The organism is Corynebacterium sp. HMSC063G05, from assembly GCF_001810555.1.
Lineage (GTDB): Bacteria > Actinomycetota > Actinomycetes > Mycobacteriales > Mycobacteriaceae > Corynebacterium > Corynebacterium jeikeium_D.
Window position 1 is genome coordinate 119,669 of record NZ_KV801861.1, and the last position, 16,014, is coordinate 135,682.

Below are 16,014 nucleotides of genomic sequence, written 5' to 3' on the forward strand. Positions count from 1 at the left end.
TTTGGTGGAAATCCTTCCGAAGGGACTGACGAACAATGTCTGGCAATGACGATCTCCTCTCCGGCCGTTATCGGCTCGGCGAGCTCATTGGCGTTGGCGGCATGTCCGATGTCTACCGCGCTGAAGATACTGTTCTCGGTCGCTCTGTCGCGGTCAAGATGATGAGGGCCGACCTTGCCAGGGATGAGAACTTCCTCGCAAGGTTCCGTCGTGAAGCGAAAAACTCAGCGCTGCTGAATCACCCGTCGATCGTGTCGGTGTACGACACCGGCGAGACGGATAGCCCGATGGGGCGCGTGCCTTTCATTGTCATGGAGCTGATTCAGGGCGAGACCCTGCGTGATCTTGTTCGTCGTGAGGGGCGGCTCGACCCGAAGAAAGCCGCATCGATCATGGCATCGGTGTGTGATGCGCTGACGGCATCCCACCATGCGGGCATTATTCACCGCGACATCAAGCCAGCGAACATCATGCTGACCAACACCGGCAAGGTGAAGGTGATGGACTTCGGCATCGCTCGCGCGCTCGGTGATTCCACCACGATGACGCAGACTGCGGCGGTGCTGGGTACCGCGCAATACCTCTCGCCGGAGCAGGCGCGCGGTAAGACCGCCGACGCCCGTTCCGATATCTACGCTGTCGGCTGCGTACTTTTCGAGGCCGTCACGGGCGCCCCGCCATTCACCGGTGAAACCCCTCTTTCTGTCGCTTACCAGCACGTTCAGGACCAGCCGCCGCGGCCTTCAGGGAAGCTCAACACCGACCCGAACACGGCTCAGGCCCTCGACGCGGTGCTTCTGACCGCGATGGCCAAGGATCCGATGGAGCGCTACGACTCTGCAGAGGACTTCGCCCAGGATTTGCGTCGTCTTGCACGCGGCGAGGATCCGTTGGCGCTGGCGCACCACGGCGCGCATGACGACGACGCGAAGACCACCGAATTCCTTCCGGCAACTCCGTCGGATGCTGAGACCCGGGTGACCCCTGCGCAGCAGGCAACTCCGGCCGCTGTCCCTGCTCCGGCTCCGGCTCCGGAACCGGAGAGAGTGGCTGCCCAGCCGGAAGCCCCTGCTCAGATCGCTAACACTGACGAGCCTGAGAAAAAGAAGGGTGGCGCAGGAAAGACTGTCGCACTGGCGGCTGCTGCGCTGGTCGCTCTCGGCGGTGTCGGCTACGGCGCCTACCAGCTTTTCAACTCGTCCACCGAGGTCGAGACCGTCGCCATTCCGCAGGTCGAGGGCCTAAATGTCAATGAGGCAACGCAGGTTCTCGAGCAGGCTGGTTTCGTGGTCAACCGCGTCGACGAGCCGAACCCAGATGTGCCCCGAGACACGGTGATTGCCACCGAACCGGGTGTCGGATCGGGGTTGCCGCAGGGATCTCGTATCAAGCTGCGCGTATCTTCGGGCCCAGAGTTGACCAATGTGCCGGATGTACGCGACAAACAGGCAGAGGAAGCTCGCCGCCTGCTCGAGGAGGCGGGGCTTGTCGTCAATCCGAAGCTGCAAGAGGAACCGAGTGAGGACGTTCCGCGCGGCAATGTCATCGAGCAGTCTCCAGCTGCCGGTTCTCAGGTGTCGAAGGGAACCCGCGTAACTTTGACTGTCTCCTCCGGTATCGAGACCAAGACTGTTCCGGATGTCACTGGTCAGAGGTTGGATTCCGCCCGCACGACCCTCGAATCCGCTGGTTTCGTTGTCGAGGTGGTGGAGGTTGACTCCACTGAGGAACAGGGAACCGTTGTTGAGGTTCCCCAGAAGGGCACGGAGCTCACCGTCGGAACGACTGTCGAGCTGCACGTTTCGCGCGGCAACCAAATTAAGATGCCACGAGTTGAGGGCCAGACTCGCAGTGATGCGGAGAAGGCACTCACCAATGCCGGCTTCGAGGGAACTATCCGCACCGAGGAAGTCACCACGCTGGATCTGTCCAAGGTCGACCACGTGGAGAAGGCCAACCCGTCAGCCGGCTCCAAGCTCAACAAGGACGGCGAGGTCACCCTGCGCGTCTACCGGCTGGGGGTCGCCCCGGAGAGCTCTTCAGAGGAACGGCCTGCTCCGGAACCTCCCATAAGGCTGCCGGATCTGCTGCCTAACTAGCGGCTAGTGTGCCAGCACGTCTGAGAAGGCGCGCTGGTACACCGCCTGCTGCTCTTCCAACTCCGCCAGGAGTTCCTCGGTGTACTCGCCGCCGGCCAGTCGCAGCCAATTGACCAGCATGCGGTGCCCGTACTGGGTGAGTACCGACTCCGGGTGGTACTGCACGCCGTGAATCGGCAGGTCGCGGTGGCGCATCGCCATCAGCATGCCCGAATCGGTGAATGCCGTGGCAATGAGTTCCTCCGGCAACGTCTTCGGATCCACCGTCAACGAGTGGTAGCGCGTGGCAATAAAAGGACTGGGCACATCGGCCAGAACACCCGTGCCGTCATGAGTGACCGGGGAGGTCTTGCCGTGCAACAGCTCGTCGGCACGCACGACCTGCGCACCAAAGACCTCACCAATCGCCTGGTGACCCAAGCACACACCCAACACCGGTGTCGGCTCGTCCTGCCTGCTCACCGCGCGAATAATGTCCTCTGTCCATCCCGCATTGGACGGCTCACCGGGACCGGGCGACAGTAGGATTGCATCAAATTGCTTTACGACGTCGTCAACATCGCGGAGACGCGCATCATCATTGCGCCAGACAGTAACCGTTTCGCCGAGCTGGCCTATGTACTGGACCAGATTGAATACGAAGCTGTCATAGTTATCGACGACGAGAATCTGCATAACTGGGAATTCTACTGCCTGCGAACTTCACTGGTAAGTTCGGATGCAAAGTTTACAATTATGCATATACCGCGGGAGTGTAGATACCGCGCTGATCGCAACCTGCTGACCACAACCTAAGGAGTTTAAAGCGCTATGCCTAAGGCAAAGATTGAAAGCACTAATTCACCACAATCCGGTGGCTCCTCTGTCAGCCGTACCCCGGTCAAAATCAATAGCACTCAGACACCGGTGTGGTACAAGGTGCTGATGTTCGGGTTCATGCTGATTGGTTTGGGCTGGCTGCTGGTCAACTACATCGCGGGTCCGCATATTCCGTTCATGGTGACTTTGAACGCATGGAACTACGTCATCGGCTTTGGTCTTTTCATTGTTGGTCTGCTGATGACTATGGGTTGGCGTTAGTCAGCTCTAATACACCGCACTCCTCAGGCGCATCCATTATTGGATGCGCCTTTTTCATGCCTAAAAACCCAGGTCAATTCACCCCCGTCAATACCCCCGTTTCCCACACGTTTTTCGGCGAATGAGGATTTCCCTCCTACTGATCACGCAAAAAAGTTATCCACAGAAACCTGTGTAACAATCATGTAATTTGTGGATAACTGTGGAGAGATTTCGTCCCAAATTTCTCACGGGTTACGTGACAGAAACCGTAAAGCATGACAACTTTGGTTCTATCCCCTGTGTCCACAGTATCCACAGCCTGTGGATAACTCTGTGAACAAGTAACATAGTTGCAAGTCAAGTTATGCGTAACTCCAATATTCTGCGGAGTTCGACCACTTTCGAACGCTGGTTCGTAAATTACAAGAATGGAATTATCCACACATGTGCACAAGTCTGTGGACAACTGTGAATTGTTGTAATTTGTGAAAATTGGGACCCGTAACGTGCTTCTTGGCCCGTGTTCACCTAGGTGAACAGTGGAGTATTTTGTCCACAGGGCTGTGGACATGTGGAGAATTAACACGATGTGCTACTACCCCCACTACCCCTAAACACAACATTGAAGTTACGGGCCGTCGTAAAGCGAAAATGGGCATGAAAAAACCCGCCCGGAACAACCGGACGGGTTAAAGAGCGTAGAAGCTAGCGGATTACTTCTCGATGTCGATGGAGGTAATCACGACCGGCTCCAGCGGGCGATCCCAGTGATCCGTAGCCACACGAGCGATCTCGTCGACAACCTTCTTCGAGGCGTCATCAGCGACCTCACCGAAGATGGTGTGAGCGCCATTGAGGTGCGGGGTCGGAACAACGGTGATGAAGAACTGGGAACCGTTGGTGCCACGACCGCCGCGCTTGCCGGCGTTTGCCATAGCGAGCAGGTACGGACGATCGAACTGGAGCTCCGGGTGGATCTCATCGTCGAACATGTAGCCCGGGCCGCCGGTGCCGGTGCCCAGCGGGTCACCACCCTGAATCATGAATCCAGCGATGATGCGGTGGAAGATGGCCTCATCGTAGAACGGGCCGGACTCGGTGCCAGAGGCGTTCTGCCCCTTGTACTCCTTGGTGCCTTCTGCCAGGCCGATGAAGTTGTCGACGGTATTCGGCGCGTGGTTGCCGAACAGGTCAATCACGATATCGCCATGGTTGGTGTGCACAGTTGCAGTAGCAGTCTTAATAGTCACATTCCTTAGGATACCGACCTTGGTGGCCAATTGCTCCTACTGGTGAGTTTCTCCGTGGCAGAAACCAGCGAAAACGTTTCTCAAGATAAGGAAAAGAGTTCTTCGTTGACCCCCATGGAGGCCAAATAGTGCCTAAGCTGGAATGTGAGCCTGCTGCAAATATTTCGGCGCTAGGCCTATCTGGGCCCTAGCTCTTGGACTTAGAAGCATCTTGGTCTCAGAGGCACTGGCGCCGCAGCAGTATTAATCATTGATTGAGAATTAAAGGCGATGCCTGTTGGCGACGCACTAATAAAGGAGAGTCATGAACCCCAACGCAATCTCGCTGGCTGTCAAGGGACTGAAGTCCGCTTACGACAGCTACTCGGATTACCGGGACAAGAAGGCTGCAGAGCTCTACGACACGATGCAGGAGGCTAAGAAGGTGGCAGCTGCACAGAACGAGGCAGCAAAGGACGCAGCAACCAATTGGGCGGAAGACGTTAAGGAAAAGGTTTCCGACGCCCGCGATCAGCTCGCTGAGCAGGCCGAAGAACTGACCGGCAAGGTTGAGACGAAGTCCAAGGAGACCAAGAAGCAGGCTAAGAAGGCTGCGAAGCAGGCCGAGAAGGACGCTAAGCGCAAGGGCAAGAAGACCCGTTGCAAGGCTCGCTGCGAGGCTAAGAAGGCTGAAAAGAAGGCCAAGAAGGCTCGCAAGGACCTCGAGGTGCGTACCCAGAAGGCTATCGACAAGGTAACCGGTAAGGAAGAGCAGCGCGCCAAGAACGGTCGCATCGCAACCGCTTCCCTGGTCTTCGCTGTTGTTGCAGCAATCGTCGGTGTCATTGTTTGGAAGCTGCGCAAGGACGACAAGCTCCCGGTTGACCCAGCTCCGTACCAGCAGAAGGCCCAGGAAGTTAAGCACAAGGTCGAAGAGAAGGCCGCAGAGGTCAAGGAGACCGTTGAAGAGAAGGCTTCCGAGGCTAAGGAAAAGGCTGAAGAGGTAAAGGGCAAGGCAGCCGACAAGGCCGACGAGGCCAAGGACAAGGCTGCTGAGGCCAAGGAGACCACTGAGGAGAAGGCCGCAGAGGCTTCCAAGCAGGCTCAAATCAAGGTCGACGAGGTCAAGACCGAGAAGAAGAACGCTGACGACGCTAAGAAGATCTCTTCCAAGCCGTCCAAGCCGGCTCCGAAGCCGGGTCAGGCTCGCAAGAAGTAAATAGGCGGCTAGATGTACTGCTCGGGGACGTTGATCAATCGTGAGAACGGCGGCTGGTTGTCGCAGGCCGTGTGCGGGCGGTGCTGGTTGTACTGGTGCAGCCAATCCGGCAGGGCGTCGCGTCGTTCTTGCTCGCTGGTGTAGCAGCGGGCGTAGGCCCACCCGTCGGCCATGGTCCGGTGGAAGCGCTCTACCTTGCCGTTGGTCTGCGGCCGGTACGGACGCGTCCGCTTCGGGGTGATCGAGAGGGCCTCGCAGGTGTCCCGCCACAGGTGCGAGCGATAGGCGCCACCGTTGTCGGACAGCACCCGCTCCACGGCGACGCCGCGATCGGCAAACCACGCCACAGCCCGATGCAGGACCCCGACCGCGGTGACGGCGGTCTCGTCGTCGTGGACCTCGGTGTACGCGACGCGGGAGTGGTCGTCAATGACGGTGTGCACGAACGCGTACCCGAGCCTGGGGTTGTGCCACTTGCTCTTCGGCTTACCCGGTGTCGCCGTTCGGTTGTGGTCGCCCTGGCGGCGGCCGACGTAGCGCCAGCCGCCGCCGTCGGGGATGTTCCCGAGCTTCTTCACGTCCACGTGGACCAGGGAGCCGGGGTGGGGGTGTTCGTACCGGCGGATCGGTTCGCCAGTCTCGCGGTCCATGTAGGAGAGCCGGTTCAGTCGGGCACCGGCCAAGATGCGGTGGACGGTCGAGGGCGCGATGCCGAGTCGGGCGGCGAGCTGCACGGGGCCCTCACGCAGCCGTATCCGCAGGCTGACGCACCGCTTCGTCGTCGCCTTGTCCGTCTTGTTCGGTGAGGTCTTCGGCCGGGACGAGCGATCCTGCATCGACTCGCCGGCGCGATAGCGGTCGACCCACCTCTTCACGGTCGGCCAGGAGACCTGGAAGCGGGCGGCGACTTCGCTGATGGGCCAACCGTCGTCGACGACGAGCTGGGCCACCTTGAGCCGGTGGCGAGGTGTCAGGGTGGCGTTGGCGTGCATCACTCCTCACCTGCTGCGACGGGCGTCGTCCGCGGCGTTCGGAGTTGCCCCAGGACTGCAAGGAGGATCGTCGTGGCGAGCGGCACGAGTCCGGCGGCGATGAACAAGCTGGCAGCGGCGATGTGTCGGCTGAGGAGTCCGGTGAGTGCGATGGACAGTGGCATGAAGGCGATGGAGATGAAGAAGTCGAGGCTGGCGACTCGGCCGAGCATCTCCAGCGGTACGTGTTCCTGCAGGACCGTGCCCCAGATGACCATCCCGACTCCGATCGACGCACCGTAGACCGCCAGTCCGGCGCTGATGATCCACGGATTGTTGGTGAGTGCGGGGATGGCCAGTGGAAGGCAGCCGAGTACCCATGCGCCGACCATTACGGGCAGGAAGTGTGAGGGGGTGGGCCATGAGCCGGCGACGAGGGAACCCACCAGGCCGCCGACGCCCAGAACTCCGAGGACGACTCCGTACACAGCCGGACCGTTGTCATGGGTCGAGCGTATGACCGCGGGCAGGAGAACTTCCAGCGGACCGGTCACGGCCAGGCCCATGGCGGCCGCCAACAGCACGCTGGAGCGAACCCAGCGCGTGCGGGCGACGTAGCCGAACCCGTCGAGCAGGTCCCGCAGCGCAGAGGTGGCCGGAGCTTCGGCGTCGGTCTCGGCTGAGCAAGGGGCAGGAAGCCGCAGGGCGGCGATCAGGGCGAGTCCGAGCGCGCCGGCGATGAGGTACCCGCCCGCGGCGGGCATGCTGGCACCGATGACCGCTCCGACGGCGGCGGGCGCAATTGCCTGTCCGACCAACGGGCGGGCGGCGCCTTCGAGGCCGTTGACGGCCATTAAGTCGTCGCCGTCCACCAGGACTGGCACCAGCGCCGTGTAGGCGGGGAAGAAGAATGCGGTTGAAGTGCCAATGATGAACGCGGAGACCGCGAGCATCCAGAAGGTGACAATGTCGAGGATTGCTGCCGTGGACGTCGCGGTCGCGATGGTGAGGTTCAGGGTGAGCACGCTCACGATGACGGACTTATTGGGGAACCGGTCTGCGATTACGCCAGCTGGGAGGGATCCTGCAAGCAGGCCAATGCCGCTCCAGACTACGACACCCGACAGGGCGGCTGGCGTGGCGCCCAGGTCGAGGGTCTGCATGGCAAGGTAGAGGGCCCAGGCACCCTGGGCGAAGATGGTCAGCACCATCGCTGCGAACAGCTGACGGTACGTGGGGATGGTCAAGGGGTGAAGCGGGTTCATGGCATGTCCTTCAGGTCAAGGTTCAGGTGGGGCCAGTCGGCCAGGTCGTGGAGCATCTGACGGTCATGCGTGGCAACGATCACCGCGCAGGAGGTCTGCAGCAGCTCGGTGGTGATGTCGTCGACGAGGCTCGATGACAGATGGTTGGTGGGCTCGTCCAGGAGCAGCAGGTCTGGATCCTGGGCCAGACACATGGCCAGGTGGAGACGGCGTTGCTGTCCTTGCGACAAGCGCCCCACCGGCGTGCCGGTTGCGGAGGCTTCGAGCAGCCCGAGCGAGCCGAGGGACGGCGCCTGAGCTCGACGGCCTAGCTTCGCCAGGTAGGCCTCATAGACCTCGTGTGCGGGGCTGGAGCGGTCCCAGTCGGGGACCTCTTGGGACAGCAGAGCGATGCGCGCTCTCGGATTAACTCGCACATGTCCCGTGGTGGGGGCCAGCCGCCCTGCGAGAAGTGCCAACAGGGTGGATTTTCCCGCGCCGTTCGGTCCGGTGACCACCAACCGGTCACCGCCGTTCACGTCGACCGAAACCGGAGCGTCCAATCGGCCCTTCACAGTAACCTGGGTGGCGTTCATGATGCTCTGTCCGGCACGGGTTGCCGAGGCGGGCCACGCAAGACGCAGTGGCGGCGCCGGGACGCCGATTTCATGACTTTTCAGGTCTTCGATACGTCGGTTGAAGGCTTGGACCACTCCAGCAGCGCGTGTGGCACGTTGGTGCTTGCCTGTGCCCTTTTCAGGTCTCCATCCACCCTGGGACAGGCGGGAGCGTGCGTCGGCGGCGGCGCGGGTCAGTTCCTGATGCCGGGCGACCTGGGCGGCATGGTCTTGCTCCCAGGCGGCCCGTTCTCGTTGCCGCCCTTCGATCCAGCCCTCGTAACCGCCCGCGTAGGTGCGCGGAAGGCCATCGCGGGTCGGGTCGAGGTCCAGGAAGCTGGTCGCCACGTCGCGCAGCAGGGCGCGGTCGTGGCTGACTAAGGCCAGGCCACCGGGGTGGTCCCGCAGGCGCTCAGTCAGGAAGGACAGCCCTGCAGCGTCCAGGTGGTTGGTGGGCTCGTCCAGCAGCAACAGGTCAGGGGTCGATCCGAGGGCGACCGCCAGCCGTACCCGGTACCGCTGGCCGACCGACAAGGTCGACAGGACCCGATCGCGGTCGCTACAGGCGTTCAGGCCCGCCAGGGCGATGTCAACACGGCGGTCTGCATCCCAGGCGTCCAGCCGCGTGGCCGCCTCGAGTGCGGCGGAATAAGCGTCGGCCGCGTCATCGCCCGCGGCCAGCGCCGCGGTAGCCACGTCGAGGGCCTGCAGAGCGGCCCTGGATGGGGCGGTCGCCTCGGCAATGAGGTCACCGACCGTGCGATCGCCCTCGGTGGCCATGTCCTGCTTGACCAGGACGAGGGAACCCACCCGGGTCACCACTCCCGAGTCGGGTTTCAAGATCCCCGCCAGTATATGGAGCAAGGTGGTCTTGCCCCGGCCGTTGTCGCCGACGATCGCCAGTCGCGACCCGGTGGAGACGGTGACGTCAGTCCCACTCAGCAGCGGCCTGTCGCCGAGTGTCAGGTGGAGTGATTCAGCGCGGATGTGTGCAGCGGGCCCTTGGGATGTCCCGATCCAGGCACATGATCGTAAAGGTTCTGTGGTTGGCATTGCGTACTTTCAGCTCGTCATGGAGCCGGGCACCACGAAGCGGCCGCCCGGCAGATGGCCAGGACGGCAGACGAGAGGTCATAAGGGGTCCCGCCGCCGTCAGCGGACGGAACGCAGCTTCATCGAGGCGATGCCTGAGTACATGCGGCCGAGGATACAGAGCCCGGGCGATGCCACGCAAGTCAACTAACGTCCCCGGTCAGTACAGCTAGATAGCCAAAAGCCTTTTCACGCCCGATTGTTCTGTGCAGTTGATGCGCAGGCGGTCGGGCGTTTTTGGTTAAGCAGCAAACCTGACAACTTCAGAAAGACGGGCTGCAAATGTGAAACTGTGCAAGTTTATGACAGTTTCAAGCCATTTTTCACGCCATTTTTGTCATAAACGCAGTCAGTAACTCGGCGTTCTTGCCCCCTCCCCTTCTACATCCCCAAAACGCAAAAATCCCCCGGCCTTACGACCGGGGGATTTTGTTCCTTGTGGAGCTTAGGGGAATCGAACCCCTGACCTCCTGCTTGCAAAGCAGGTGCTCTACCAATTGAGCTAAAGCCCCGTACACCGAGCAATTATACCTTGTTCGGCAGTGGGCCTAGGAGGACTTGAACCTCCGACCCCTTCGTTATCAGCGAAGTGCTCTAACCGCCTGAGCTATAGGCCCCGTGGAACGAGATATAACTTAACCCGTAACCATGACACTTCACAAATCGCCTGGTCAGAGGCCTAAATATTGAGTTAAAAAGCAGTCATTAAGTAGTCATTACGGCTACTCCATAACCAGATCACTGAAAACACCTCTGAACCAACGCGGCCCCGGGGCCACCGAACGGGGGTGACACCGGGGCCAGCGGGAGGCTAGGCAGCCTAGTCGTCGTCGGCAAGCGAAATCTTGAGACCTCCGACGAGACCGCCGCAAGCGTTGTAGATGACCGCGCCGAGGGCCATGAGCCCAATCGACAGCACCCACCACAGCGCTCCTACAGCGGCCGCCAGGCCAAGGACGAGACCCGCGCTGATGGAATCCTCCCCGCCGACCATTTCACTAATCGGAGCGAGCAATCCCATCCCGGAGAGCAAGAGGTAGAGCAGGCCAACCGCGGCAAGCCAGACGAGGAAGCCAATGAAACCAGTGGCCGCCGTAATGCGCATGGCGGACCAGGGGCTCACCTTGTCGACTACCAAGTTAGTTTCGGCCATACGCTTACTCCTTCTCCGCCTCCGAGTCACCGGACTCAGCGGCACCGGTGCTCTTGGTCGCGCCGGTGCGCTTCGGGACTACGTCCAAGGTTCCGGCCTCAGAGACCTTAGAAGCGGTCTCTTCGCCCTCATCCTCGACGTTGCGGTCGATAGCCAGCAGTTCCACGCCGTCAGCGAGGTTGACCAGGCGCACGCCCTTAGTGGCACGCGAGGTGGCGCGAATCTCGTTGACGTTGGTGCGGATGATGTCGCCGGCGGAGGTGACAGCGAAGATTTCGTCGTCGTTGTCGACCACCAGGGCACCCATCAGCGGTCCACGCTTCGGGTCGTACTTGAGCGTCAGCACGCCCATACCGCCGCGGTTCTGCGGGGTGTACTCGCTGAGCTTGGTCTTCTTGCCGAAGCCGCCGGTCGTGGCGACCAGCAGGTTGTGCTCTTCCTCGACCACGACCATGCTGAGCAGCTTGTCGTCGCCCTTGAAGCGCATGCCCTGGACACCGGCGGTGGCGCGGCCCATCGGGCGCAGCGCGTCGTCGGAAGCCGTAAAGCGGATGGCCTGGCCACGCTCAGAGACGAGCAGCAGGTCATCGTCAGCAGAGCACAGACGAGCACCGATGAGGGAGTCGCCTTCGCGCAGGTTGATGGCAATCAGGCCAGCGGAGCGAGCAGACTCGTAGTCCTCCAGGCGGGACTTCTTGACCTTGCCTTCGCTGGTGGCCAGCACCAGGTACGGGCTGTCCTGGTAGCTCTGAATCTGCAGCACCTCGGCGATGCGCTCTTCCGGCTGGAATTCCAGCAGGTTGGCGACATGCTGACCGCGGGCGGCGCGAGTGGCCTCCGGCAGTTCGTAGGCTTTGAGACGGTAGACGCGCCCCTTGTTGGTGAAGAACAGAATCCAGTCGTGCGTGGAGCAGACGAAGAAGTGGCGGACGATGTCGTCCTGCTTCAGGTCCGCGCCGCGTACGCCCTTGCCACCACGGCGCTGTGCCTTGTAGGCATCGACCTTGGTGCGCTTGGCGTAGCCCGTGGAGGTAATGGTCACGACCACGTTTTCGCGGGCGATGAGGTCCTCTTCGGTGACGTCGCCCTCAGCGGCCACGATCTGGGTACGACGGTCATCGCCGTACTTCTCCACGACCTCGCCCAGCTCTTCCTTAACGATGGCGCGCTGACGCTCCGGCTTGGCCAGGATGTCCTTCAGGTCGGCGATCTCGAGCTCGATCTCAGCCAACTCGTCAATAATCTTCTGGCGCTCCAGAGCAGCCAGGCGACGCAGCTGCATCGCCAAAATGGCGTCAGCCTGAATCTCGTCGATTTCGAGCAGACCCATCAGGCCCGTGCGCGCGGTATCAACCGTGGCAGACCGGCGAATCAGGGCGATGACCTCGTCCAACATATCCAGGGCCTTGACCAGGCCACGCAGGATATGGGCGCGCTTTTCCTTCTCGTCCAGGCGGAACTGGGTCCGTCGAACGATGACCTCAATCTGGTGGGCGACATACAGCGTCACCATCTGGTCAATGCGCAGCGTACGCGGCACACCGTCGACGATGGCGAGCATGTTCGCACCGAATCTGGTCTGCAGCTGGGAGTGCTTGTACAGGTTGTTCAGCACCACACGCGGTACGGCGTCGCGCTTGAGCTTGACGACGATACGCATGCCCCACTTCAGGTCGGATTCATCATCAATCGAGGCAATGCCCTGCAGACGACCATCCTTGACCTGATCCGCGATGTTGGCAATCATGCGGTCCGGGTTGACCTGGTACGGCAGCTCAGTGATGACAATCGACTGACGGGTGCCCTCCTGCTCAATCGAGGTCACACCGCGCATGCGAATCGAACCACGGCCGGTGGTGTAGGCCTCCTTGATGCCCTTGTCGCCGACAATTTGGGCGGCAGTTGGGAAATCCGGGCCCTTGATGCGCTCCATGACCGCATCCAGCGTGGTCTTTTCATCCGCTTCCGGGTTGTCCAGGCACCAGTTGATGGCATCCGCGACCTCACGCAGGTTGTGCGGTGGGATATTGGTGGCCATACCGACGGCAATACCGCCAGAGCCGTTCATCAACAGCTGCGGGACACGCGACGGCAGAATAACCGGCTCTGTCGTACGACCGTCGTAGTTCGGCTGGAAATCGACGGTGTTTTCGCGAATGTCGCGCACCATTTCCATGGCCAACGGCGTCAGACGGGCCTCGGTGTAACGCATAGCTGCGGGGCCGTCGTCACCGCGGGAGCCGAAGTTACCCTGACCGTCGACAAGCGGATAGCGCATGGACCACGGCTGCGCCATGCGCACCATGGTGCCGTAAATAGCGATGTCGCCGTGCGGGTGGTAGTTACCCATCGTGTCCGAAACCGGCTTTGCGGACTTCACATAGCCGCGCTCCGGGCGGTAGCCGTTGTCGAACATGGCGTAGAGAATGCGGCGGTGCACCGGCTTGAGACCATCACGGATCTCCGGCAGCGCACGGCCAACAATCACGCTCATGGCGTAGTCGATATAGCTCGACTGCATCTCTTCATTGATGTCGATCGGGCGAACCTGGTGGCCCAATACTCCACTTCCGAAAGATGAGCCGTCGTTGTTGTTATCGTCGCTCAATGACTGCTTCCTTTACTTAAAAGAGGTTCGCATCCATTCTACAGGGCTTTAGAGCCCGCTTTACGACGCCGTGTGCAACTTTTCGATACCATTGTGGTATCAAATCTGGGTTTTAGGCCTGATAGCGAGAAACAAACTAGCGCAGTTAAGAAGCGCAGTTAGATAGCAGGGAGCAAATGCGATGGCGATGACCTTGAGGCTCACGAAAGAACAGGACACCGCCTTGGCTCTGCTGGCGCACATGGAGGGCGTGTCTAAACACGAGGCCGTCATTCGCGCCATCGAATCCGCCGCCACGAGAGCCCTTCAACAAGGTCAGGCCCGGGAAATTACGGCAAGCGTAATTGATACCGACATGGCGCTGCTGCGAAAGTTGAGCTCCCCAAGGCCCCGCGGAGTACAAGAATGAGCGCGCCCCAGATTCAGCCTCTCAGCGAGGCCGCTATCCTGGCGGCTACCGATGAACTGGTGGCCACAGTGCCGGAATTGGCCGACGCTACACTTGCGAGGCCGTGGACAATCAGCGCTATTGTCGCCGCCAGCTCAGGAGTCATTGCTGGTCACCGTAGCTTTCCCGCGATTTCTGCGGCAGCGCAGGCGGTCGCTTACGCAACGTTTCACGTGAAACCACTAAGTTTTGGCAACACCGCACTGGGCGCACTACTTGCACACATACTCCTCACCACCAACGGCGAAGAGCTGTCATTCGCAGAGACGTGGGAGCTAGTCAAAGGTGGCACTTAGCCGGGGACAGGGCCTAGTCACCCTTTCGGGTAAACGGGCTCGTCGGAATGCGATTGCCGGACTCCAGCCGGCCCGTGTAATACGCCGTGGCCTCACCTTCAGTCAGCTCGACCTCGTACCAGCCATCACGGACATAATCAGCCGTCCGGTCTTGCCCGCCAACCAGAACACGTCCCGCCGCGTGCTCCAAAGTGACTTCCGGCAACGCCTTCGCCGTCTTGCTGAATACACGCAGGAAGCGGTCCGGGCCGCACACGGTAAGTTCGCGCTCCAGGAGTCCAATTCGCAGCTCTAACGTACCGAGCACCGTGTGATGCTCCACCCTATTGCCACTGTAAACAGCAAAAACAGCCTCACGGGAACCGTCATTGACCAGTACAAGATTGCCGTCTTTGAGGTAGGCGTGCAGCCGGTACGGTGTCGGCAGCGCGGTCGCCTGCTCGGACTCCTGCACAGGATAGTCACCGGCCGGCTCCGCCTCCCAGCGCTTCACAAACTCCGGCGCTGGTCCCGGCTGCTCTGGAAGCTGCATTCCCGTAGACGCCGAGAAGTCCAGTGTGGATACCAAATCACCACATACCCGACGACGCCAATCAGTGATATTTCCGCAGCTCACGCCGGTGACTTGCTCCAGGAAACGGATCACCGAAGTGTGATCGAAGACCTCTGAGGACACCAAACCACCCACCGACCACGGTGAAATGACAGTCATCGGGACGCGGAAACCGAGCCCCTTCGGCTTGCCCAGGTACCACTCCCCCGGCTCATTCTTCGGCGGCAGCGGCGGCACCACATGGTCGAAGTAACCATCAAACTCGTCAAAGTTAATCAGGAAGACGGTCTTGGCCCACACCTCCGGGTTGGAGGCCAACGCATCCAACAGGCGGTAAGTGATATTCGCCGACTGAATCGGCGAGGACGCTCCCGGGTGCTCGCTTTCCGCGGCCGACGGCACAATCCAGGACACCTTTGGCAGCTGTCCGGATTCAACGTCCCGTCGGAAAGCATCAGCGAGCGTGCCCGGCTGGCGACGGTAAAGTGCACGATCGTAGAGATTCCGTTCCGCCTCAGGCAGCTTCTCCACAGCGGCATTCAGGCGGTCGACCATCTCCTGCTGCTCTGCAGTTGGCGGCATCCCATCGCCCAGTTCCAGCAGCTCCTCGTGGAAGCCCGTCATGTCGAGACCAGGCAGCCCGGCCTCACGAATGACCTTGCGGCCAATATTTCGAAACGCGGCGAAGAAATCCAGGTTGTTGTCCGTGTAGTTATCCCACTCCTGGTAGACGCGCCATGGCACCCCAGCCGCCGAGAGATCCTCGGCATACGTGCGCCACCTGTACCCCGGGTGCGTCGGCTCGTACGCCGCATTGCCAACCGCTCCAGTCCCCCACGGTTCCTTTCGGGTATCACCCGAAAACAGGTAGTTGCGGTTCGGGCTTGTCGACGTAGGCATTGAAGAAAAGTAGCCATCACAGATAGTGAATGTCTCTGCGAGTGCGAATTGGAACGCGATGTCCTGACGGTCATAGCAGGCCATCGTGCCTTTGCCCTTAGCCTCGATCCAGCCGTTACAGCGGCCGCCGTTTAGTGCAACCTGCCCGTCTTCCCAACCGTGCGGCAAACTTGCAATGTACTCCACCGAGAGATCACCGCGATTAGCGGCGTTGCGAATCAGGTATGGACTGACCCCACTCTGGTTGAAAACGCCCGGCAAAGCGGAATTGTCGTTGTACCCCCGCACACCTCGGAGAGTGCCGAAGTAGTGATCAAAAGAGCGGTTTTCCTGCATCAACACGACAACGTGCTCAACCTGGTCGAGGGAGCCAGCCGGTCGGGGCTGCGCGAGTGCATGGCGCAATGATGGCGGCAGCAGCGTGCTCGCAGCGGTGACAGCACCGACTCCTGCGGCGGTCTGCAGGAAGTGCCGACGGGAAAATTCAGATATATTTTTAGGTGAAGTTGCCATAGGCATCTAC

General features: G+C 60.7%; 13 protein-coding genes and 2 tRNA genes. 5 read left to right on the plus strand and 10 right to left on the minus strand.

Features of this window, described 5'->3' with window-relative positions:
* The first annotated feature begins 35 nt into the window (after nucleotides 1-35).
* Nucleotides 36-2,099 (plus strand): Stk1 family PASTA domain-containing Ser/Thr kinase, encoded by a 2,064-nt coding sequence (gene pknB / locus HMPREF2751_RS08600; RefSeq protein WP_049172595.1) that lies wholly within the window; start codon nucleotides 36-38, stop codon nucleotides 2,097-2,099.
* 3 nt (nucleotides 2,100-2,102) lie between these two features.
* Here pknB and HMPREF2751_RS08605 read toward each other — a convergent pair whose 3' ends face one another.
* A complete protein-coding gene (locus HMPREF2751_RS08605) occupies nucleotides 2,103-2,774 on the minus strand; it encodes an aminodeoxychorismate/anthranilate synthase component II (protein WP_048731900.1) in 672 nt (223 codons plus the stop codon).
* A 135-nt stretch (nucleotides 2,775-2,909) separates the two neighbouring features.
* Here HMPREF2751_RS08605 and crgA point away from each other — a divergent pair, with 135 nt between their 5' ends.
* The gene (gene crgA, locus HMPREF2751_RS08610; RefSeq protein WP_005511903.1) at nucleotides 2,910-3,179 is read left to right on the plus strand and encodes a cell division protein CrgA; all 270 of its coding nucleotides are present in this window, start codon (nucleotides 2,910-2,912) and stop codon (nucleotides 3,177-3,179) included.
* Between the two features lie 695 nt (nucleotides 3,180-3,874).
* Here the strand turns inward: crgA and HMPREF2751_RS08615 are convergent.
* Nucleotides 3,875-4,411: a peptidylprolyl isomerase gene (locus HMPREF2751_RS08615; RefSeq protein WP_369707163.1), complete on the minus strand. Its 537-nt coding sequence runs from the start codon at nucleotides 4,409-4,411 to the stop codon at nucleotides 3,875-3,877.
* Nucleotides 4,412-4,715: 304 nt separating this feature from the next.
* Here HMPREF2751_RS08615 and HMPREF2751_RS08620 point away from each other — a divergent pair, with 304 nt between their 5' ends.
* Nucleotides 4,716-5,609, plus strand: coding sequence for a hypothetical protein (locus HMPREF2751_RS08620; protein ID WP_049193113.1), 894 nt, complete (start codon nucleotides 4,716-4,718; stop codon nucleotides 5,607-5,609).
* An 8-nt stretch (nucleotides 5,610-5,617) separates the two neighbouring features.
* On the opposite strand, the gene HMPREF2751_RS08625 is transcribed toward HMPREF2751_RS08620, so the two are convergent.
* From HMPREF2751_RS08625 to gyrA, 7 genes are all read right to left on the minus strand, one after another.
* Nucleotides 5,618-6,604 carry an IS481 family transposase gene (locus HMPREF2751_RS08625; RefSeq protein ID WP_049193111.1) on the minus strand — a complete coding sequence of 329 codons (987 nt, stop codon included), beginning with the start codon at nucleotides 6,602-6,604 and terminating at the stop codon, nucleotides 5,618-5,620.
* On the minus strand, nucleotides 6,601-7,845 hold the full coding sequence (locus HMPREF2751_RS08630) for an MFS transporter (RefSeq protein WP_049193110.1): 1,245 nt from the start codon (nucleotides 7,843-7,845) through the stop codon (nucleotides 6,601-6,603). The genes HMPREF2751_RS08625 and HMPREF2751_RS08630 overlap by 4 nt, the downstream gene beginning before the upstream one ends.
* The gene (locus HMPREF2751_RS08635; protein WP_049193109.1) at nucleotides 7,842-9,494 is read right to left on the minus strand and encodes an ABC-F family ATP-binding cassette domain-containing protein; all 1,653 of its coding nucleotides are present in this window, start codon (nucleotides 9,492-9,494) and stop codon (nucleotides 7,842-7,844) included. The genes HMPREF2751_RS08630 and HMPREF2751_RS08635 overlap by 4 nt, the downstream gene beginning before the upstream one ends.
* A gap of 478 nt (nucleotides 9,495-9,972) precedes the next feature.
* Nucleotides 9,973-10,045: transfer RNA gene (locus HMPREF2751_RS08640), tRNA-Ala, on the minus strand.
* Between the two features lie 31 nt (nucleotides 10,046-10,076).
* A tRNA-Ile gene (locus HMPREF2751_RS08645) sits at nucleotides 10,077-10,150 on the minus strand.
* A gap of 203 nt (nucleotides 10,151-10,353) precedes the next feature.
* Nucleotides 10,354-10,686, minus strand: a complete 333-nt coding sequence (locus HMPREF2751_RS08650) for a DUF3566 domain-containing protein (RefSeq protein WP_049189406.1) — start codon at nucleotides 10,684-10,686, stop codon at nucleotides 10,354-10,356.
* Nucleotides 10,687-10,690: 4 nt separating this feature from the next.
* Nucleotides 10,691-13,207 carry a DNA gyrase subunit A gene (gyrA, locus tag HMPREF2751_RS08655; protein ID WP_246819622.1) on the minus strand — a complete coding sequence of 839 codons (2,517 nt, stop codon included), beginning with the start codon at nucleotides 13,205-13,207 and terminating at the stop codon, nucleotides 10,691-10,693.
* Between the two features lie 268 nt (nucleotides 13,208-13,475).
* Between gyrA and HMPREF2751_RS08660 the strand changes: the two genes are divergently transcribed.
* Together HMPREF2751_RS08660 and HMPREF2751_RS08665 are read left to right on the plus strand one after the other, a co-directional pair.
* Nucleotides 13,476-13,703 carry a hypothetical protein gene (locus HMPREF2751_RS08660; RefSeq protein ID WP_049170125.1) on the plus strand — a complete coding sequence of 76 codons (228 nt, stop codon included), beginning with the start codon at nucleotides 13,476-13,478 and terminating at the stop codon, nucleotides 13,701-13,703.
* On the plus strand, nucleotides 13,700-14,038 hold the full coding sequence (locus HMPREF2751_RS08665; protein ID WP_070595880.1) for a hypothetical protein: 339 nt from the start codon (nucleotides 13,700-13,702) through the stop codon (nucleotides 14,036-14,038). The genes HMPREF2751_RS08660 and HMPREF2751_RS08665 overlap by 4 nt, the downstream gene beginning before the upstream one ends.
* Nucleotides 14,039-14,051: 13 nt before the next feature.
* On the opposite strand, the gene HMPREF2751_RS08670 is transcribed toward HMPREF2751_RS08665, so the two are convergent.
* Nucleotides 14,052-16,004 (minus strand): alkaline phosphatase family protein, encoded by a 1,953-nt coding sequence (locus HMPREF2751_RS08670; protein WP_070595881.1) that lies wholly within the window; start codon nucleotides 16,002-16,004, stop codon nucleotides 14,052-14,054.
* Nucleotides 16,005-16,014: the final 10 nt, after the last annotated feature.